This is a genomic window from Micromonospora sp. NPDC047467, assembly GCF_040643095.1.
Lineage (GTDB): Bacteria > Actinomycetota > Actinomycetes > Mycobacteriales > Micromonosporaceae > Micromonospora.
On the sequence record NZ_JBEYTO010000002.1, the window covers coordinates 386593 to 404432 of the forward strand.

Annotated in this window: 18 protein-coding genes; 9 read left to right on the plus strand and 9 right to left on the minus strand. The window is 72.0% G+C overall.

The features are described from left to right. Window positions 1-131: 131 nt before the first annotated feature. Both ABZ780_RS06020 and acs read right to left on the minus strand, forming a co-directional pair. On the minus strand, window positions 132-2927 hold the full coding sequence (locus tag ABZ780_RS06020; protein ID WP_357484617.1) for an immune inhibitor A domain-containing protein: 2796 nt from the start codon (window positions 2925-2927) through the stop codon (window positions 132-134). Window positions 2928-3195: 268 nt separating this feature from the next. Beyond that, entirely contained in the window at window positions 3196-5160 is a 1965-nt protein-coding gene (acs, locus tag ABZ780_RS06025) for an acetate--CoA ligase (RefSeq protein ID WP_357484620.1), read from the minus strand. 426 nt (window positions 5161-5586) lie between these two features. On the opposite strand from acs, the gene ABZ780_RS06030 reads away from it, so the two are divergent. Then, window positions 5587-6333 carry an oxidoreductase gene (locus ABZ780_RS06030; protein ID WP_357484622.1) on the plus strand — a complete coding sequence of 249 codons (747 nt, stop codon included), beginning with the start codon at window positions 5587-5589 and terminating at the stop codon, window positions 6331-6333. Between the two features lie 7 nt (window positions 6334-6340). Here ABZ780_RS06030 and ABZ780_RS06035 read toward each other — a convergent pair whose 3' ends face one another. The 5 genes from ABZ780_RS06035 to ABZ780_RS06055 all read right to left on the minus strand — a co-directional run bounded on the left by ABZ780_RS06035 (window position 6341) and on the right by ABZ780_RS06055 (window position 11111). Beyond that, entirely contained in the window at window positions 6341-6973 is a 633-nt protein-coding gene (locus tag ABZ780_RS06035) for a TetR/AcrR family transcriptional regulator (RefSeq protein ID WP_357004039.1), read from the minus strand. Then, window positions 6868-8232 carry a methyltransferase gene (locus ABZ780_RS06040; RefSeq protein WP_357484625.1) on the minus strand — a complete coding sequence of 455 codons (1365 nt, stop codon included), beginning with the start codon at window positions 8230-8232 and terminating at the stop codon, window positions 6868-6870. The genes ABZ780_RS06035 and ABZ780_RS06040 overlap by 106 nt, the downstream gene beginning before the upstream one ends. Then, window positions 8229-9143, minus strand: a complete 915-nt coding sequence (locus ABZ780_RS06045; RefSeq protein ID WP_357484628.1) for a hypothetical protein — start codon at window positions 9141-9143, stop codon at window positions 8229-8231. Before ABZ780_RS06045 ends, ABZ780_RS06040 begins: the two co-directional genes overlap by 4 nt. 173 nt (window positions 9144-9316) lie before the next feature. Continuing rightward, window positions 9317-10120, minus strand: a complete 804-nt coding sequence (locus ABZ780_RS06050; RefSeq protein WP_357004048.1) for an HAD-IB family hydrolase — start codon at window positions 10118-10120, stop codon at window positions 9317-9319. A 349-nt stretch (window positions 10121-10469) separates the two neighbouring features. After that, the gene (locus tag ABZ780_RS06055) at window positions 10470-11111 is read right to left on the minus strand and encodes a class I SAM-dependent methyltransferase (RefSeq protein WP_357484630.1); all 642 of its coding nucleotides are present in this window, start codon (window positions 11109-11111) and stop codon (window positions 10470-10472) included. A gap of 341 nt (window positions 11112-11452) precedes the next feature. Here ABZ780_RS06055 and ssd point away from each other — a divergent pair, with 341 nt between their 5' ends. The 8 genes from ssd to ABZ780_RS06095 are packed head-to-tail and all read left to right on the plus strand — an operon-like array spanning window position 11453 to window position 16903. After that, window positions 11453-12508 carry a septum site-determining protein Ssd gene (ssd, locus tag ABZ780_RS06060; protein WP_357004836.1) on the plus strand — a complete coding sequence of 352 codons (1056 nt, stop codon included), beginning with the start codon at window positions 11453-11455 and terminating at the stop codon, window positions 12506-12508. Next, on the plus strand, window positions 12505-13716 hold the full coding sequence (locus tag ABZ780_RS06065; protein WP_357484633.1) for a TadA family conjugal transfer-associated ATPase: 1212 nt from the start codon (window positions 12505-12507) through the stop codon (window positions 13714-13716). Before ssd ends, ABZ780_RS06065 begins: the two co-directional genes overlap by 4 nt. Further along, complete coding sequence (locus ABZ780_RS06070; protein ID WP_357484636.1) at window positions 13713-14960, plus strand: hypothetical protein; 1248 nt, start codon at window positions 13713-13715, stop codon at window positions 14958-14960. The genes ABZ780_RS06065 and ABZ780_RS06070 overlap by 4 nt, the downstream gene beginning before the upstream one ends. Next, window positions 14960-15688, plus strand: a complete 729-nt coding sequence (locus ABZ780_RS06075) for a type II secretion system F family protein (RefSeq protein ID WP_357484639.1) — start codon at window positions 14960-14962, stop codon at window positions 15686-15688. Before ABZ780_RS06070 ends, ABZ780_RS06075 begins: the two co-directional genes overlap by 1 nt. A gap of 21 nt (window positions 15689-15709) precedes the next feature. Further along, a complete protein-coding gene (locus ABZ780_RS06080; protein ID WP_081883916.1) occupies window positions 15710-15877 on the plus strand; it encodes a DUF4244 domain-containing protein in 168 nt (55 codons plus the stop codon). 50 nt (window positions 15878-15927) lie between these two features. Then, on the plus strand, window positions 15928-16314 hold the full coding sequence (locus ABZ780_RS06085) for a TadE family type IV pilus minor pilin (protein WP_357484642.1): 387 nt from the start codon (window positions 15928-15930) through the stop codon (window positions 16312-16314). 20 nt (window positions 16315-16334) lie between these two features. Continuing rightward, a complete protein-coding gene (locus ABZ780_RS06090) occupies window positions 16335-16724 on the plus strand; it encodes an Rv3654c family TadE-like protein (protein WP_357484645.1) in 390 nt (129 codons plus the stop codon). Then, a complete protein-coding gene (locus tag ABZ780_RS06095) occupies window positions 16721-16903 on the plus strand; it encodes a hypothetical protein (RefSeq protein ID WP_357004067.1) in 183 nt (60 codons plus the stop codon). Before ABZ780_RS06090 ends, ABZ780_RS06095 begins: the two co-directional genes overlap by 4 nt. A 1-nt stretch (window position 16904) precedes the next feature. Here the strand turns inward: ABZ780_RS06095 and ABZ780_RS06100 are convergent, their stop codons facing one another. Together ABZ780_RS06100 and ABZ780_RS06105 are read right to left on the minus strand one after the other, a co-directional pair. Further along, window positions 16905-17483: a hypothetical protein gene (locus ABZ780_RS06100; protein WP_357484648.1), complete on the minus strand. Its 579-nt coding sequence runs from the start codon at window positions 17481-17483 to the stop codon at window positions 16905-16907. A 124-nt stretch (window positions 17484-17607) separates the two neighbouring features. Then, entirely contained in the window at window positions 17608-17811 is a 204-nt protein-coding gene (locus ABZ780_RS06105) for a hypothetical protein (protein WP_357484651.1), read from the minus strand. Between the last annotated feature and the right edge of the window lie 29 nt (window positions 17812-17840).

The following is a 17840-nucleotide window of genomic DNA, read 5'->3' on the forward strand; positions in this document are numbered from 1 at the left end:
CCAGGGTCGATTAGCCGCGAGCGCATATAGCGATGCATTTCGATAAGCGTGATCGGGTGTACGACAGTGGGGCCGGAGGCGTTCCCGCCACCGGCCCCACCGATACCGCTGCTGTCAGTTGCGCGAAACCGTCACTGCCTCGCCGAGGTGACGTGGATCGTGGCGGACGTGTTGTCCTTCGCCGCCTTCTTGATGGTGAGCGAGACGCCGTAGTTCACGCCCTGGTCCCCGGGGTTGCCGGTGCCCAGCACGATCGCACCGCCGCCCAGCGTCACGCCGTAGAACTCCGGCGCGGGGCGACCGTCCGGGTAGGTGACCCGGGTGGTGTACGGCGCGTTGCCGCGCGACGGCAGCACTACCGAGGCGTCGTTGTCCCGCGCGTACGCGGCACCGTCACGCATCTCGATGCCCGGGTACCAGCCCTTGGCGTCGGTGAAACCCTTCACCGGCGGCAGCGCCTTGAACTTCGTGCAGTACGCGCTGTACGGCTCGTCCGCCGCCTCCAGGCACTCCGTGAAGGGGTACGTCGGCTTCAGCGAGAACGCCGCGTTCGACGACTGCGGACGGCTGGGCAGGTTGTCCGTCACCGACGGGTCCTTCACCGCCGCCTCGCCGGTGCGCCGGTACGGGTCGAAGTGCGAGTCGACGATGAGCAGCCCGCCCTTCGCCCCGTAGCTGGGTAGGGCGGTCATCTGTCCGGTGACGTGGTTGACGTCGCCGAGCGCGGTGTCCCGGTACCAGACCAGCATGCCCGGCGCGTTGTACGAGATCCGGTCGACCTTCCACGCCTCGTGCGAGTAGATCGTGTCGTACGTGTACTTCAGGCCCTCGTCGAAGCCGTCGAAGTTGCGCCACTCGGCCAGGTAGTAGTGCGCGTGCACCTCAGTGCCACTGCTCACCTTCCAGCCCGCGCCGGTGGTGTCGACCCAGGTGCCGCCGGTGGCGGTCCAGCCGTTGTCGCCGCCCTCGACGTCGTCACTCCAGGTCGTGGCGCCGCCGCCGGTGACCGAGAAGTCGTCGACGAACCAGTTGCGCTCCTCGAACGCCTCGTCGGTGGCCAGACGCAGCCGCACCTGGACCGTCGTGCCGGCGTGCGCCGACAGGTCCACGTAGTCGTGCCGCCAGCCGTCGGTGCTGCCGGTCAGGCCGTACTTCTTGCCGCCGAAGTCGTTCATCCGGCCGTTCGGGTCGGGGTAGCCGTCGGGCGTGGTGACCACGGCGCCGGCCTCGCTGTAGACCTTCTGCTCGGCCCAGGTCGTGCCGCCGTCGGTCGACAACTCGACGAAGCCGTAGTCCCAGTCCTGCTCGATGATGTAGTTGTTCCACATCCAGAACTTCGCGTCGGCGGCCGCCGGCACGTCGACGGAGCGGCTGAGCTTGACGTCGGCCCACCCCTGGTCGTTGTTGCTGTGCCACATCTTCGTGCCGCTGTGCGGCGTGGCCAGCGTGGTCACCTTGTCCGGCAGGTCGACCTTGATGCCGTCCTCGGTGCGTACGGGCGTACGCGAGGTCTGCCCGACCTCCACGGTGCGCGGGCGTGAGCCGGGCGTCACGGTCAGCGGGTCGGCCCAGCCGAGCACCCACTTGTCCCAGATGCCCATGTGCGTGGGCAGCGCCTGGAAGATCTCACCCGAGTGTGAGCCGGAGGCCATCAGGTCCCAGAAGTCCACGTCGGAGTCGGCGTTGCCGGACGTGTCGTAGAGGTCCGGCAGGCCGAGGTCGTGGCCGAACTCGTGGGCGAAGACGCCGACGCCGGCGTCTTCGGGCTGCACGATGTAGTTCGACACCTTCAGGCTGGTGCCCGGGATGGTGTAACCGCCGGCGACCGAGGAGGAGTGCGCCCACACGGCGTACGTGCCCTCGGTGCCGCCACCACGGGACTTGCCCTGCCCGGCGTGCACCAGCACGAGGTGGTCGATCACGCCGTCCGGCTCGAAGAGGTTGCCGTCACCGTCCCGGTCGGCCTGGTCCTCGATGTCGTAGTCGGCCCACGGGAAGTTGGGGTCCTGCGCGGCGAGCGCGTCGATCGCGTCGGTGGCCAGCCGGCCCGCGCCGGCCGGGTTGTCCGGGTGGCCGTTCATCGCCTGCTGGCGGCCGGCGACCCAGTTGCCGCTCTCGTCCTGGAAGCAGCGCGAGGCCGCGTACCAGCCCTCCGAGTGCGGCACGGTGATCCACGGGCTGGCCTGCCCGGCGACCGTGTACGCGTTCTTGGACATCTCCAGGTACATGTTGTGCATCGTGCGGCCGGAGAGGTCGATGCCGCGCTTGCCGTCCGGGCCCTTCAGGTCCGTGCGGACCCGCTCGGTGATGCCCTTCTTGCTGTACAGCATCTTGTCGTAGTGCGACGGCGAGAAGTCCGGCACCCACATCGAGTTGTTGTCCTCGTGGGACAGGGTCGCCGGGTTCGCGATGTTGTTGTGCTTCGGGCCGTTCTGGACGGTGCCGGGAACGCAGGTGCGGTCCTCGAACACCGTCTTGGGGACCATCACGCCGGTGAAGTCGTCGTTCGCCTGGTCGTTGAACTCCACCAGCAGCGTCAGCAGCTTCGCCGTCTGGGTGGTGGGCGCCTTCTTGATCTTCCGGGGGTTCTTGCCCGTCTTGAGCGACTTGGCCTCGATCTTGGCCAACTGGCGGGCCGTCACCGGGTTGCCCCGGGCGTGCTTCTGGTCGAACGCTCGCGCGGCGTCGACGCCGGGGGTGTAGACACCACCCTTGCCCTTGACCTCGCGGCCGGTGGTGTCCGTCTGCACCTCGGGCTCGGCGTAGTTGATGTAGTGCTCGTCGGCCCCGATCACCGCCTCGGGGGTGGCGGGGGACGACTGGGCCGCCGCGCTGCCGGTCACGGTCAGTGACGAGGCCACGAGGGCGATGGCGGGTAGCGCGACGAGTAGTCGTCGTCGCGCCCCGGACTGCGGTTTGTGGTTCATGCCGCTCCGTTTCTCGGGCATGGGGAGGAGGACGTTGGCGTCACCGATCATCGATGTGATGAATGTCGAACTGTCCCAACCCGCGTGAACCTAAGGCACAACTGGCCGAAAGGACAGAGGTGACCCGCCGCCTGTGTCCGTTCAGCCTTTCCGGGCTCAGCCGACCGACCGATGTGACGCTGGTGAGACGCCGCGCGCCGTACCCGTAAGAAATGACGGAGGGTGGCGGTCCGTCCGGACCGCCACCCTCCGAGGTGTACGCCTGCCGTCAGTCCTCGTCGGACTTCGCGCCGCTCATCCCCGAGGAGATCAGGTCCATCACCGACGAGTCCTGCAGCGTGGTCACGTCGCCCAGCGACCGGTTCTCCGCCACGTCCCGCAGCAACCGGCGCATGATCTTGCCCGAGCGGGTCTTCGGCAGCTCCGGCACCAACATGATCTGGCGCGGCTTGGCGATCGGGCCGAGGGTCTTCGCCACGTGGTTGCGCAGGTCCGTGATGAGCTGCTCACCGGCCTCGCCAGCGATGTCGGTGCTGCCGCGCGGGATGGCGAACGCGACGATCGCCTGGCCGGTCGTCGGGTCGGTCGCGCCCACCACCGCCGCCTCGGCCACCGACGGGTGCGACACCAGCGCCGACTCCACCTCGGTGGTGGAGATGTTGTGCCCGGACACCAGCATCACGTCGTCCACCCGGCCGAGCAGCCAGATGTGCCCGTCGTCGTCCTTCTTCGCCCCGTCCCCGGCGAAGTACATGCCCTCGAACCGCGACCAGTACGTCTCGATGAACCGGTTGTCGTCACCCCAGATGGTGCGCAGCATCGACGGCCACGGCTCACGCAGCACCAGGTAGCCACCACCGCCGTTCGGCACCGACTGGCCCTGGTCGTCCACCACGTCGGCCACGATGCCCGGCAGAGGGGTCATCGCCGAGCCCGGCTTGGCCGCGGTCACCCCCGGCAGCGGGGAGATCATGATGGCGCCCGTCTCGGTCTGCCACCAGGTGTCCACGACGGGCAGCTCACCCCGACCGACGTGCTGCCTGTACCACATCCAGGCCTCGGGGTTGATCGGCTCGCCGACGCTGCCCAGTACCCGCAGCGACGACAGGTCGAAGCCGGCCGGGATGTCCTCGCCCCACTTCATCATCGTCCGGATCAGGGTCGGAGCGGTGTAGAGGATGCTCACCCCGTACTTGTCGACGATCTCCCAGAACCGGCCCTTGTGCGGGGTGTCGGGGGTGCCCTCGTACATCACCTGGGTGGCGCCGTTGGAGAGCGGGCCGTACACGATGTAGGAGTGGCCGGTCACCCAGCCGATGTCGGCGGTGCACCAGTAGACGTCCGTCTCCGGCTTCAGGTCGAAGACCGCGTGCGTGGTGTACGACGCCTGCGTGAGGTAGCCGCCGGTGGTGTGCAGGATGCCCTTCGGCCGGGCCGTGGTGCCGCTGGTGTAGAGGATGAACAGCGGGTGCTCGGCGTCGAACGGCTGCGCGGTGTGCTCGGCCGACGCCGTCTCCACCGTCTCGTGCCACCAGTGGTCCTTCGCCGTCCAGGCCACGTCCTCACCCGTACGGCGGACCACCAGCACGTGCTCGATCGACGGGCAGTTCTCCACCGCCTCGTCCACGGTCGGCTTCAACGCCGACGGCTTGCCCCGCCGGTAACCACCGTCCGCGGTGATCACCACCTTGGCGCTGGCGTCCTGGATCCGGTTGCTCAGCGAGTCGGCGGAGAAGCCGCCGAAGACCACGCTGTGCGCCGCGCCGATCCGGGCGCAGGCCAGCATGGCGACCGCCGCCTCCGGAATCATCGGCAGGTAGATCGCCACCCGGTCACCGGCGGTGACCCCCAGGTCGGTGAGCGCGTTCGCCGCCTGACAGGTCAGCTCGTGCAGGTCGGCGTAGGTGAGGGTCCGAGTGTCGCCCGGCTCGCCCTCCCAGTGGATCGCCACCTTGTCGCCCCGGCCCGCCTCGACATGCCGGTCCAGGCAGTTGTACGCGACGTTGAGCTGCCCGCCGACGAACCACTTCGCGAACGGCGGGTTCGACCAGTCGAGCACCTCGTCCCACTTCTTCGACCAGGCCAGACGGTCGGCCTGCTTCGCCCAGAAGGCGAGCCGGTCGCTCTCCGCCTCGGCGTACGCGTCGACGGTGACGTTGGCGTGCGCGGCGAGTTCGGCCGGCGGAGGAAACTGGCGCGTCTCGTTCAGCAGATTTGCCAATGCCTCGCTCATGCCGTGACTCCTCGTCCTCGGGGTGACCTGCGTCTCGATGGGCACGAGGGTAGTCGCGGGGCCCTCGACCGGCGAGCGCTACCCGTTCCGTCGCGCCGAGCGGCCTCTGCCGCGCGCCCGACGGCGGCCGCACCCGGTGTCCCGCCCGCCCGCGCCCGGCCCGGGTGGCGTGATCAACACGAGATCGGCGACATTGCGGTGTCCGGCTGGGTCGGATGCCGCGACATCGGCGATCTCGTGTTGACCTTGCTCCGATCGCCTCGGTGGCGGGGCGTGGTGTGGCCAGCCCGGCGGTACGGGTCGTGCGTGGCGTGGCGGGCGGGCATGGACGGCGCGGCGGGTTGTGTGCGGCCGGGTCGGATGGCACAGGTCGCGTTGCGGGCGGGTGCGGCTCGGACGGCCGGGCCGGGTCGCTAGCGTGGCGGGGTGACCACCGACCCGCTCGCACCCCTGCTCGCGCTCGCCGACATCACCGCCGCCGTCGAGCGTGCCCGCGAGCGGTTCGACCAGGCGCTCGGCCACCGTGCGCTACGTCGGCACGGTGGGCAGGTCGCCGCCGAGGTCAGCCTCCGCTCCGCGGTGGCCAGCGCCGCCCTCGAGGGAGTTGTCCACGAGCGTGAGGAGGTCCGGGCCGGGACCGTCACCGACCCGGTGCTCCAAGGGGCGTTGCGGGTCGCCGGGTCCCTGCCCGGCCTGAGCGAACTCTGGCCGAAGGCGCCCCGGCAGGCTCTCGCGAAGCTGCACGTACTCGCCGCCCGGGACATCGTGCCCGAGGCCGAACTGGGTCGCCCGGTGCCCGATCCGGTGGTCGCCACCCGGCTGGACGGGCTGGCTGGGCTGGTCGCTGGCGGCACGAAGGTCTCCCCACTGGTGCTGGCTGCCGTCGTACACGGGGAGTTGCTGAACCTGCGTCCGTTCGCCGGGCCGTCCGGGGTGGTGGCCCGCGGGGCCGCCCGGCTGGTGCTGCTCGCCAGCGGTTTCGACCCGCGCGGCCTGCTCGCCGTCGACGTCGGCCACCGCAAGCGGGAACCCGAGTACGTCGGCTCGGCCGGCGCCTTCGCCACCGGCACTCCGGACGGGCTGCGCTCGTGGCTACGCCACTACATGGCGGCCGTCGAGGTCGGCGCCGACCAGCTCACCGCCATCGGCGACGAGATCCTCGCCGCCGCCTGAGCGCGGATCAGGTCCGCCGCGTCGCCCGGCTGACCTTTGCCTGGAGCGCCCGGCGAGCGATCGGCCCGAGGTCGTCGACGATCTCGAGGAGCAGCGCGAGCTGGTCGAGCGCGGCCATCGCCTGGTCGGCGCCGGCCCGGTCCACCCCGTCGTAGAGTTCCAGCCCGATGAACGCGGCCGAGACCGCACGGGCCAGGCCGGGCACGTCGGCGACCTCGGCGAACGGGGACCCGGCGAGCAGCCTGCGCAGCACGGCCTCGATCTCGTCCACCCAGAGCTGGAGCGCACCGGCCGTGGGGGCGGCCATCCGTTGGTCCGCCTGCGCCCCCGCCAACATCTGGGCCAGGAAGCTGACGTTGCCGAGTTGACGCTCCTCCTCGTGCAACGCACGCCCGACAGCGAGCAGATCGCGCAGCGACCCGGCCGAGGCCAGACGTGCCGACCAGTGCTCGACCCGCTTGGCGGTGGCGTCCCGGCAGGCCGCCGCGAGCAGGTCGTCCACCGTGCCGTAGTGGTAGAAGACCAGGGCCTGGTTCACTCCGGCGGCGGCGGCGATGGTGCGGGCGGAGACGCCGGCGATGCCGTGTTCGCGGATGGCGGTGATGGCGCCGTCAAGGAGACGTTGCTTGGTGTCGGACATGGCTCTCCTTGCGGGCGGGCCGGGTGCGGCGGTGCGATCATCGCATCGGTGACCAGTTGGGCCAGCCAGGTGGCACCGGGAAGCCGTAGGGTCCAACCGACCACGGCCCAGCCGAGATGGACGTGTTCGAGTCCGCGGGCGACGGCGGCCACCCCCCGTTCCGTATGACCGTCGCCGCCTACGTACTCCGCCCGCCACAGCACGTTCTGGTGTTCCCGGGCCGGCCGGATCCGCAGCCCCACCGGGTGCCGCCGGGCCAACATCCGCCAGGTGGCCGCGCAGGCCCCGCAGTCGTCGTCCAGCCAGAGCACCGCGGGCGTTCCGGAGACGTACGGCCGCCAGCGGGGCCACCAGTCGCGGACCTGCCGCCGGTACGACCGCCAGGAGTCCCCGTACCGGGCACGTAGGTCGCTCTGTTCGTGCGGCCCGGCCACCGCCGCACCGAACGCTGCTGTCGACACCGCAGCCAGTACCAGGGTGACGCTCCGGGTCACCGCGGCGGTGAGCAGCAGCAACGCCACGCCGGCGAGTTGCATCGGGTTGGCCAGGTAGGCGTACGGGCCGGTGGTGACCAGTCGACGCGGCGGATCCCACGGGTACGGCGTGCCACCGCCCCGGACGGCGAACTCCGCGACGGCGGCCAGCGCTGGCGTGGCCGCCAGCAGGGCCAACTGCGCCACCACCAGCAGCCCGGTGCGGTTCAGCCCGGTCAGCCCGGCCCATGATCCGCCGCCGAGTTCGAAGGCCAGGGTGGGCAGGAACCAGAGCAGCAGTATGGCGAAGACGCCTACCTGGAGCAGCGTCCGCGCGCCCAGGTGCCGGCGGTCGGCGCAGAACCGGCCGAGCAGTTGGGCGGGTAGGGCCACCAGGAGCAGCCCGACCACCTCTCCGACGAGCCAGTGTGGGCCGAGGTGGACCAGCGGGTGCAGCGCCGGCATCGCCACCGTGTCGACCCAGAGCAGCAGACCCAGGGCGAGCGGCAGGGGCAGCACCCGGCGCAACAGCACCGGCAGAGGGCCCCAGAGGGCGGCCCAGCCGATCCACAGGTCCACGGGCATCCCCCGGTAGGCGCCGTCGACCGGAGTGAAGGTGTACCAGCCGGCCAGGCGGGCGACCTCGTGCAGCGCGGCGATGCCGATCCCGGCGGTCACGAACGCCAACAGCGCCGCAGCACGGGAGGCGCGGTCCCGATCTCGGGCGCCGACGGCGAGCACCGCGAGAAGCGGCAGCGCCAGGCTCAACCAGCGGGCGACGGTCACTCCAACGCCAGCATGTCGAGCAGGTGCCCGACCCCGGCACCGAGCAGCACCTGCTGGATCGGGCCGAAGTACCAGGACGGGTCGAGGCCCCGCGTGTAGTCGACCCGGACCGTGATCTCGGTGTGCCCGGGATCGATCGCCCGCCAGGTCAGCTCCGCGTGCTGCCAGGTGAACCAGCGCGCGGTGATGGAGCTGTCCTCGACGAAGCGGAAGCCCACCCGTCCCGGCGCGACATCCTCGACCTCGGCGAGCAGGTGGCCGCCCGGGCCGTGCGCGCTGCCGTGGTAGCCGAACATCCACCGGTCGCCAGGGTCGAGGCCGTCGCCGCTGACCTGCCCGGGTGTGGGCACGCCCAGCAGTCGCAGCGGCGCGGACCGGACGGCGGTCGGGCGCGGGCCGGCGGCGAGGCGCTCTGCCACCCGGTCGACGGGAACCTCGACGACCCGGGTCACCTCGACCCTCTGCTCCGGGTCGAGGCGGGGAGCGATGCCACTGCCCTCCATGCCGGGCAGGAGCAGCAGTGGCACGGCAACGATCGCGTACGCCCGGTTGGCGTCCTGCAGGGCGCGGATCAGCGCGGTGGTGCCGTGGGCCACGGCGTAGACGAGCGGGGCGGCCAGGATGACGCAGATCGCTCCCTCGTGCAGCGCCACCGCCGCCAGCAACAGGGCCATCGTGGTGGCCGCGAAGACCTTGCCGTGGGCCGTCCGGCGAGGGGTGAGTGCGAGGGCGGCGGCCAGAAGCACCGGGAGTGCCACGAAGAGCACGGCGCTGTCGGCGCGGCCCTGACGGACCACTGCGATGAAGAGGACCAGTCCGAAGAGCGTGATCAGGCCGGCCAAGGTCCAGTGGGCGGTGGTCCGTTGTGGTGTGGGTGCTGTTGGCGCTGTCGGTTCATCGACCTGAATCATGTTGACCTCCCCGTTTGAGCGTTCGCTCAAACGGAGGGTACGACTATTTGAGCGAGCGCTCAAGAGGGCGTTCGAGCGGGAACGGGCACGGTGGTGGTGACGTGGGCGGCACTCTCCGTCGCTACGGCGACGGGCACCCGAACTGTCGGAAGGTCTAGCGATGCCTGATCTGGTCAGGCGCTGGCGGCGGCGCGGGTCCGGCGATGCCGGCCGTACCAGGCGATGCCGATAGCCACGCCCACCCCGACCCCCAGCGCCGCCGCGGCGACCGGGACAGCCGGTCGCTCCCGCCACCGGCGGCCCAGCGGGATCGGGTGCCGGAACTCCAGCACCGGCCAGGCGTTCTCCGAGGCCAGCTTGCGCAGCTGCCGATCCGGGTTGACCACGCTCGGGTGGCCCACGCACTCCAGCAAAGGGCGGTCACTGTACGAGTCGGAGTAGGCGTACGAGTCGGCCAGGTCGTAGCCCCGAGCGGCGGCCAGCTCGCCGACCGCCTCGACCTTGCTCGGGCCGGCCGCGTAGAACTCGACCTCGCCGCTGTACCGGCCGTCCTGCACCGCCATCCGGGTGGCGATCACGTCGGTCACCCCGAGCAGGGCACCGATCGGCCGGACCATCTCCTCGCCGGAGGCGGACACCAGCACCACATCCCGACCGGCCGCCTGATGTTCCTCGATCAGGGCGGCGGCCTCGGCGTACACGTAGGGGTTGATCAGCTCGTGGAGTGTCTCCGCGACGATCTGGCGGACCTGTTCCACCTGCCAGCCCTTGCAGAGCGCGGCCAGGTAGTCCCGTGTTCGGGCCATAGTCTGCTCGTCGGTGCCGCCCAGCCGGAACATCAGCTGCGCGTACGCCGACTTGACCACGTCACGCCGAGTGATCAGCCCGTCCCGGTAGAACGGCCGACCGAACGCGAGAGCGCTCGACTTGGCGATGACGGTCTTGTCCAGATCGAAGAAAGCGGCACTTCGGCCCACGGCGTGAAAGTCTAGCCGGATGGTCTATCGTCGGCGGGTGCCCGGGGTCACGCCACCCCTCGGACCTGCGGGCCGGCGCCACCAACACCGCTCAGCGTGATTGCGCTCACACTCCGCGAGGAGATTTTCGCACTGAGTGGAGTGCACACCACTCGACGTGACGAGCCTGCTCAGGCAGACTTGTCCGCAAGACGAGCTTTCACATCCTGGTAACAGACAGACCCTCGGCGGTTGCACCCCCCGTGATCGCCGAGTGGTTCGGCTCGACCCCCCCGGAGCCGAACCTTCGACGACCCCCGTCTCCCCCCGACGGGGGTCGTCCCTTGTTCTGGGAGTGCTCCGCAGCAGCTCACGGGTGGGAGGATGCGTTCGGTGGCCGGTGCGCCCAGAACAGGGTGTGCCCGCTGGTGCCTTCCGGGACGAATTCCTCCGAGGTGATCTCCAGCCCCGCCTGTTGCAGCCAGGAGCGGTAGGTGGGGGCGTCGGCGTGGCTCCACCACATGGCGGCCGGGCCACCGAGCCAGTTGTCCTCGGTGCCGGTCCACGCGTTGTCGCCGACGGTGGTCAGCAGCCAGCCGCCAGGTCGAAGCCAGGTGGCGATTTTCGTGATGAGCTGCGGTTGGTCGGCCAGGGGCATGTGGATCAGGGCATAGAGGCAGACCACCGCATCGAACGAGGCCGACGGCAGATCGAGTTGGATGGCGTCGGCGCGTAGGAAGGTGCCGTTGGGTAACAGGCGCCGTGCCCGTTCGATCTGCACATCGCTGATGTCGATGCCGGTCACGTGGTGCCCGGCGTTGGCGAGGTAACGGGCGACCGGCAGGCCACAGCCGCATCCGAGGTCCAGGACCGCTGCCGAGGCGGGCAGGCGGCCCTGCAAGTCGTCGAGCCAGGGACCGTAGTGGCCGGCCTCGGCATCGTCCGCGCGGTAGTGGTAGGAGAGTTCGTCGTACCCGCGTCGGACCAGGTCTCGCTCGTCGTCGTTACCCATCCTGACGACCCTAGGAGGCCCGGTCCCGCCTGCCGATCCGTTTATCGCGCGCGGAGATCATGCGGTGCGGCCCGCGCCGATTCGCTGACGAGGATGTGTCAGTCCGGCGGCCTGCTGCGTTTCCTCCGGCCGCGGTAGCTGCGGCGCAGCCCTCACGCATAGCAGATCAACCGTCCCGACGGGCGTTGTCCACAGGGCGTCGAGTTGTCCACAGGCGAGGCACTCGGGGGCGCCGGGCAGGGCCGATGGCGAGCAGGGTCGGCGGCACAGAGCCCCGACCGCTGGAGGCCGCGATGGCACCCCGTACCTCCGTTCCGCCGATCCGCCGGCTCCCGCTGGTCATCACGGGGGACGACGACCTGCTCGATGACCTGCTCCGGCTCGCCGCCGCTGGCGGGACCGAGGTGGAGCTCGCCGGCGATCCGGCTGCTGCCCGTACCCGCTGGCTGCCCGCGCCGTTGGTCTTGCTCGGGGCTGACCAAGCCCAGCCGTGCCTGCGGGCTCGACTGCCGAAGCGGCCCCGGCTGGTGCTGGTCGGTCGAGCCGGCCAGCTCGATCCCGGCTGGCAGATCGCCGAGCTGATCGGCGCCGAGCATGTCGCCGTACTGCCCGCCGCTGAGCCTTGGTTGTTGGACCGGTTCGTCGACCAGGGCCCCGACCATCCGGGCGGGTCCGCTGCCCGGGTCGTCGCGGTGTTCGGCGGGCGGGGCGGCGCCGGGGCGAGCGTCCTTGCCGGCGGGCTCGCGGTGACCGCTGCCCGGGCGCGACTGCGCACCCTGCTGGTCGACGCCGATCCGCTCGGCGGCGGCCTCGATCTCGTGCTGGGTTGGGAGCAGTTGGAGGGGCTGCGCTGGCCGTCGCTCACCAGCGCGGACGGGCGGGTGGACGCGCCCGCGCTGGTCCAGGCGTTACCCAGTCGGGGTGACCTGGTGGTGCTCTCCTGGGACCGCGGGGAGATGCTTGCGCTGCCCGCCGCCGCGATGGCGGCGACCGTCGACGCCGCCCAGCGCGGTCGGGACTTCGTCGTGATCGATCTGCCCCGACAACTGGACGACGCCGCCGTGATCGCGTTGCAGGCGGCCGACCACGCGTTCGTCGTCGTCCCGGCGGAACTGCGGGCCACCGCGGCCGCCGCCCGGGTGGTGGCCGCCGCCACCCCGCACTGCGCCGCGCTCTCGGTGGTGGTGCGCGGGCCGGCCCCGGGTCGGCTGCGCGCGACCGAGGTGGCGCGGGCGCTCGGGCTTCCCCTCGCCGGCACGCTACGGCCCGAGCCCGGGCTCTGTCGTGGCCTGGAAAGGGGCGAGGCGCCAGCGGCCGCCGGCAAGGGTCCGCTGGCCGTGCTCTGCCAGCGGATCGTCGCGGACCTCACCGGCGTGCCTGTGCCGGGTGCGGCATGACGGGCCGGCCGGAGGACGGCGACCTCGCGGTCCGGGTGCGGCAGCGGATCGCCGGCGCCACCACCCCGGTCACCCCCGCGGCGATCGTCGCCGCCGTACGAGCCGAGCCGGCCGCTGCGGTGTTGGGCGACACCGCCGTGCTGCGGATCGCCGACCGCGTGCACGACGACCTCGTCGGTGCCGGGCCGCTGGCACCGCTGCTGGCCGATCCGGAGGTGACCGACGTCCTGGTCAACGGCGCCCGCGTCTGGGTCGACCGAGGATCAGGGCTGCACCAGGTGGCGATCCCGATGGGTTCGGTGGAGGACGTCCGCCGGTTGGCGCAGCGGCTGGTCGCCAGCGCCGGACGGCGGCTCGACGACGGCTCCCCGTACGCGGACGCCCGGCTACCCGACGGCACCCGCCTGCACGCCGTGCTGCCGCCGGTTGCCACCGAGGGTCCCTACCTGTCCCTGCGGACGTTCCGGCACCGGCCGTTCACCCTCGACGAGTTGGTACGGCAGGGAACGGTGCCGCGACCGGTAGCACCACTGCTCGCCGCCATCGTCGCGGCCCGGCTGGCGTACCTGGTCACCGGCGGCACGGGGTCGGGCAAGACGACCCTGCTCAACACGTTGCTCGGGTTGGTGCCGGGCACCGAGCGGATCGTTCTGGTGGAGGACGCCGCCGAACTGCAACCGGGGCACCCGCACGTGGTGGGGCTACAGGCCCGTACGGCCAACGTGGAGGGAACGGGCGTGGTCAGCCTCGCCGACCTGGTTCGGCAGGCGTTGCGGATGCGCCCCGACCGGTTGGTGGTCGGGGAGTGCCGGGGCGGCGAGGTGGTCGACCTGCTGGCCGCTCTGAACACCGGCCACGACGGCGGTGCCGGCACGCTGCACGCCAACACCCCGTCCGACGTGCCGGCCCGGCTGGAGGCGCTCGGCATGCTGGGTGGGCTGCCGCGCGCCGCGCTGCACGCCCAGGTGGTCGCCGCGTTGCAGGTGCTGTTCCAGGTGCGCCGGGGTGATCGGGGACGAGTCCTGGAGTCGATCTGCCTGCTGCTTCCGGAAGGGCCGGAGCGGTTGGTCACCGTGGTGCCAGCCTGGGTACGCGGTCGCGGGCTGGGGATGGCCGCCCGTGCCCTCGGCGCGCTGCTGCGGGACCGTGGCGTAGCGGTGCCGCCGATCCTCAGCGAGCCGTGGCCCGGATCGGCGGGTCCGGCATGAGCGCCGCGACGATGCTGGTGGCGGTGCTCCTGTTGGCTGCTGCGGCCCTGGTGGCCTGGCCCGTGCGGAGCATCCGTGCCCGCCGCCGTCGCGTACTGGCGTCGCGGAGTGGCGCCGACGACGCCCTGGTGGAGTGGGTCAGGAGCCTCGGTCGCGTACTCGATGGGTCTGTGGACGGGGCCGGTGCGGCGCTGACCTCGGCCCGTCCGGCCGCTGTCTCTTACCCGACGGGAGCGCCGGATTCGAGTGGTGGGCGGACGGCGGTCAACTGGTCCACGCGGGACCGCGACGACAGCACGAGCCAGCCGAGAGCATCGGGCGGGCCGCTGGGGTCCACCCGACCGGCGGGCCCGGGACGTCCGCCGACGCGTCGGGATCCCCGGCGCCCGGCTGCCGCAGCCCGTCTGGAGGACGAGACCCTGGACACCGGACGGCGTGCCGGTACGTCCGTGGCCGCGCCGACGATCGACGGCATAGATCTGGAGCTGGACTGGCCCGGCGACAGTTGGGGCGTACCGGCGGTCGACAGCGGGCCACACGACGGCCCGGACGTCGACCGATCCGACCCGGCGCGCACTGATCCTGCGGACCCGGCGGCGGGCAGGCCGACGGCGCGACTCGCGATCCGCGTCGCACAGCCGCCAACGCGTCTGTTGCTGCTGGTTGGCCTGGTGGGCGCCGGTGCCGGTGCCGTGGCCGCCGGGCCGGTGGCCGCCGTCGCGGTGGCCGGCTACGGCACGCTGGCCGTGCGCGCACTGCTGCGCTGGCGGGCCAACCGGCTCGCCGAGCGGGTTCGACGGCGCGGGTTGGACCTGCTCTGCGGTCTGGCGGCGGACCTCCGGGCGGGCCTACCCGTCCCGCCGGCACTCGAGATCGCCGCCGTCAGCGGGCCGGGCGGGTCGGACCGGCTTCGCCAGCTGACCTCGGCCGCAGTGCGGCTGGCTGACCGGACTGGCGCGCCGCTTGCGGAGTTGGTCGAGCGAATCGAGGCGGATGCCCGGGCGACCGACCGAGGGCTGGCCGCCGCCGCGGCACAGGCGGCCGGTGCCCGGGCCACGGCCTGGTTGCTGGCGGCCCTGCCAGTCGGAGGGATCGGGCTCGGCTACGGGATCGGGGTCGACCCTCTGGCGGTGCTCCTGCACAGCACGGTCGGCGGGGTCTGCGCGGTCCTCGCCGTGGCTCTGCAGGTCATCGGCCTGTTCTGGGCTGAGCGGCTGGGCGCCACCCCGGGGCGGGCCGCCTGATGTCCCGGACGGCTCTCGTGGCCGCCGCTCTGGTGGTGGCGGCGCTGCTCGTCGCGCCGCTACGGCTGGGCCGCCCGGCTCGCCGAGCCGACCCGCCGGCAACCTCCCGACCACCCGGACCAGCCGGCCGACGACGACCGGACGCGATCCGGCTCGCCGCCGGGATTGCCGGGCTTGCCGTGGCTGTGGTCGTCGGAGGTTGGCTCGGGCTGCTCGGCGCGATCCCGACGGCGGTCCTGTTGGACGTGCTGTTGCGGCGGATCGAATCCCCTGCGGCACGCAACCGGAGGCTCCGCGAGGTCGTCGACCTGCCGCTCGCTGCCGACCTGTTGGCGGCGGCGATGCGGGCGGGCGCCCCGGTCGACCGCTCGGTGCTCGCCGTGGCCGAGGCGCTGGACGGTCCGCTCGCCGACCGACTGGCCCGGGTCGGCCGCACTCTTCTGCTCGGCGGTGGCCCGGCGGAGGCGTGGTCGGCCCTGGACGGGGTGCCCGGTGCGGAGCGGCTGGCCGCGGCGGCGTTCCGCTCGGCCAACAGCGGCGCAGCCCTGGCCGGTGCGCTGACGCGGCTCGCCGATGACCTGCGTGCCGACCGGGCTACCGCCGCCGAGGCGTCGGCCCGTCGGGCGGGTGTGTTCATCGTGCTGCCGCTGGGGCTCTGCTTCCTGCCCGCGTTCATTCTCGCCGGCCTGGTGCCGGTGATCGTCGCCGTCCTCGGCGACGTGCTCTGACCCATCGAGAAGGGGAAAACCATGCGTAAGCTCATCGCCCGCCTGCGCGGCGACGCCGGGATGAACACCGCCGAGTACGCCGTCGGCACGCTCGCCGCAGTCGCCTTCGCCGGGATCCTGTTGAAGGTGCTGACCTCCGGCAACGTCCAGTCGGCGCTGACCGCCGTCATCGACCGGGCGCTCAAGTGATCGGGCGCCGGCAGGCTGGCCGCGATGCGCGGTCCGGCACTCGGGGGTGGGTGGCCGGCGGCGGGCGACGACGGCGCGCTGTCGGACGGGCTGCCGAGGGGGATCGGGGATCCTTCACCGCCGAACTGGCGGCTGGCCTGCCGGCGCTGCTCCTGCTCCTGCTCGCCGGGCTGACCACGGTCAACGCCGTCAGCATCCGGGCCGGTTGCCTGCACGCCGCTCGGGAGGCGGCGCTGGCCGCCGCGCGGGGCGAGGCCGGGAATCTTGGCCCTGGCGCCCCGCCAGGTGCGGACGTGTCGGTGTCGATCGCCGGGGACCGGGCGCAGGCGACGGTACGGGCACCCGTGCGCGCGTTGGGCGGGCGGCTGCCGCGGATCACCGTGGTCGCCACCGCCGTCGCCGCACTCGAACCCGGGGCCGGGCAGGAGACCCGGTGAACGACCGGGCAGGAGATTCGGTGTGCGAGCAGCCATGGGGTGAGCGGCCGGGCATCGAACCGGCGGGCGGTGAGCGAGGCGGGGCGACCGTCCTGCTGTTGGCGGTGGGGCTGGTCTTCGTGCTGGTGGGGACATTCGGCGCTGCCGTCGCCGTGGCCGGAATGGCGGCTCAGCGGGCGGCGGTGGCGGCCGACCTCGGTGCCCTCGCCGGGGCTGCCAGGGCGCTCGACGGCGACGCGGTGGCCTGCGCCGCCGCCGGGGACATCGCGGGCCGCAACGGTGGCCGACTGGTCGGCTGTCGCCTTGACGGGCTGGACGTGCTGGTGACCGTCGAAGTGGTGTTCACGCCACTTCCCGGGCTGAACAGGGTCGCAGCGTCAACCGCGCGGGCTGGCCCGGTGCGCGGTTGACGCTGGCGCGGGCTCTGGAGTCGTCGGTCGCCGAGTTGGCGCGGCAGCCCGCCGGCCGGGATCGGGGCGGAGGCCCCGACCCCGGCCGGCGGCCGACGGAGGTGGTCGAGCGGGAGGTGGTCGAGCAGGGGGTGGTCGAGCGGGAGTGCCTGAGCGGGGTGGCTGAGCGGGGTGGGTAGGTCAGCGGGACTGAAGCGCGTCGAGGGCGACGGCCATCGCGATGACGAGGCGGCGGTCGATCTGCGGGTTCTGCACCTCGACGACGTACTTGTCGCGCAGGCCCCACTTCTTGATCACCGAGAAGACCGGCTGGCCGCTGGCGGTGAAGTCGAAGTGGTACGGCAGCCAGGACAGCGAGTCGACGAACCGGCGCAGCAGCGCCACCGGCATGCTGCGCTCCTGGCCCGTCACCTGCGGCAGGCCGGCCTGCTCGACGTGCCAGGTGGAGCGGAGCAGCGACTGGGCGAAGTCCTTGCGGAACAGGCCGATCGGGTTGCCGGCCGCGTCGGTGACGTCGTACGTGGCGCCGAGGTCGAGGCGCTGGCGGGCCTTGAAGCCCAGCAGGGGCTGCTGCTTGGAGTCGTCGGTGTAGATCGTCACCTGCTCCTTGAAGGCGAGCCGCTTCTGCTGCGCGAAGGCCAGCAGCTCACCCTCGGTGCCGTCCGGCGCGACCGCCCGGACCTCGTACTGGTTGACCATCATCCGCAGCCGCTGGCGGATGTGGAACTGCTGCAGGGTCTGCAAGTTGTCGAGCTGCATGGGTTTCTCCTCAGAGGGGCTGATGCGCCGGAGTCTCGCACAGGCCGGCAACTGCCGCCGGCCCGCCGCCTCCGGCGCTCCCACCCCTGGTCGGCCCGTCCCGTCCGGCCCGTCGCTTGGGAGTTCAGCGGCCGTCGACGGTGACGCGCAGCGCCCAACCGTTGAGAACCTGGTGAATGCCGCGCAGCCGTTCGTTGATCTGATCCAGTCGTTCCGCCTGGGCCAGGGCGGCCAGCGCGGACGCGAGCGCGATCTGCTGGTCGAGGGTGAGATGTTCCTGGTCGATGGTGTAGAGCAGGTCGACGGTCTCGGCGATGGTGTCGGCCACAGCTCCTCCTCAGGCGCGGGGGACGAACA

What these genes read in the sequence shown, in the direction of transcription:
- ABZ780_RS06020 (WP_357484617.1), bottom strand. Translation starts at nt 2,927, where the DNA reads ATGAACCACAAACCGCAGTCCGGGGCGCGACGACGACTACTCGTCGCG.
- ABZ780_RS06075 (WP_357484639.1), top strand. Translation starts at nt 14,960, where the DNA reads ATGTCCCGGACGGCTCTCGTGGCCGCCGCTCTGGTGGTGGCGGCGCTG.
- acs (WP_357484620.1), bottom strand. Translation starts at nt 5,160, where the DNA reads ATGAGCGAGGCATTGGCAAATCTGCTGAACGAGACGCGCCAGTTTCCT.
- ABZ780_RS06065 (WP_357484633.1), top strand. Translation starts at nt 12,505, where the DNA reads ATGACGGGCCGGCCGGAGGACGGCGACCTCGCGGTCCGGGTGCGGCAG.
- ABZ780_RS06080 (WP_081883916.1), top strand. Translation starts at nt 15,710, where the DNA reads ATGCGTAAGCTCATCGCCCGCCTGCGCGGCGACGCCGGGATGAACACC.
- ABZ780_RS06035 (WP_357004039.1), bottom strand. Translation starts at nt 6,973, where the DNA reads ATGTCCGACACCAAGCAACGTCTCCTTGACGGCGCCATCACCGCCATC.
- ABZ780_RS06055 (WP_357484630.1), bottom strand. Translation starts at nt 11,111, where the DNA reads ATGGGTAACGACGACGAGCGAGACCTGGTCCGACGCGGGTACGACGAA.
- ABZ780_RS06070 (WP_357484636.1), top strand. Translation starts at nt 13,713, where the DNA reads ATGAGCGCCGCGACGATGCTGGTGGCGGTGCTCCTGTTGGCTGCTGCG.
- ABZ780_RS06045 (WP_357484628.1), bottom strand. Translation starts at nt 9,143, where the DNA reads ATGATTCAGGTCGATGAACCGACAGCGCCAACAGCACCCACACCACAA.
- ABZ780_RS06100 (WP_357484648.1), bottom strand. Translation starts at nt 17,483, where the DNA reads ATGCAGCTCGACAACTTGCAGACCCTGCAGCAGTTCCACATCCGCCAG.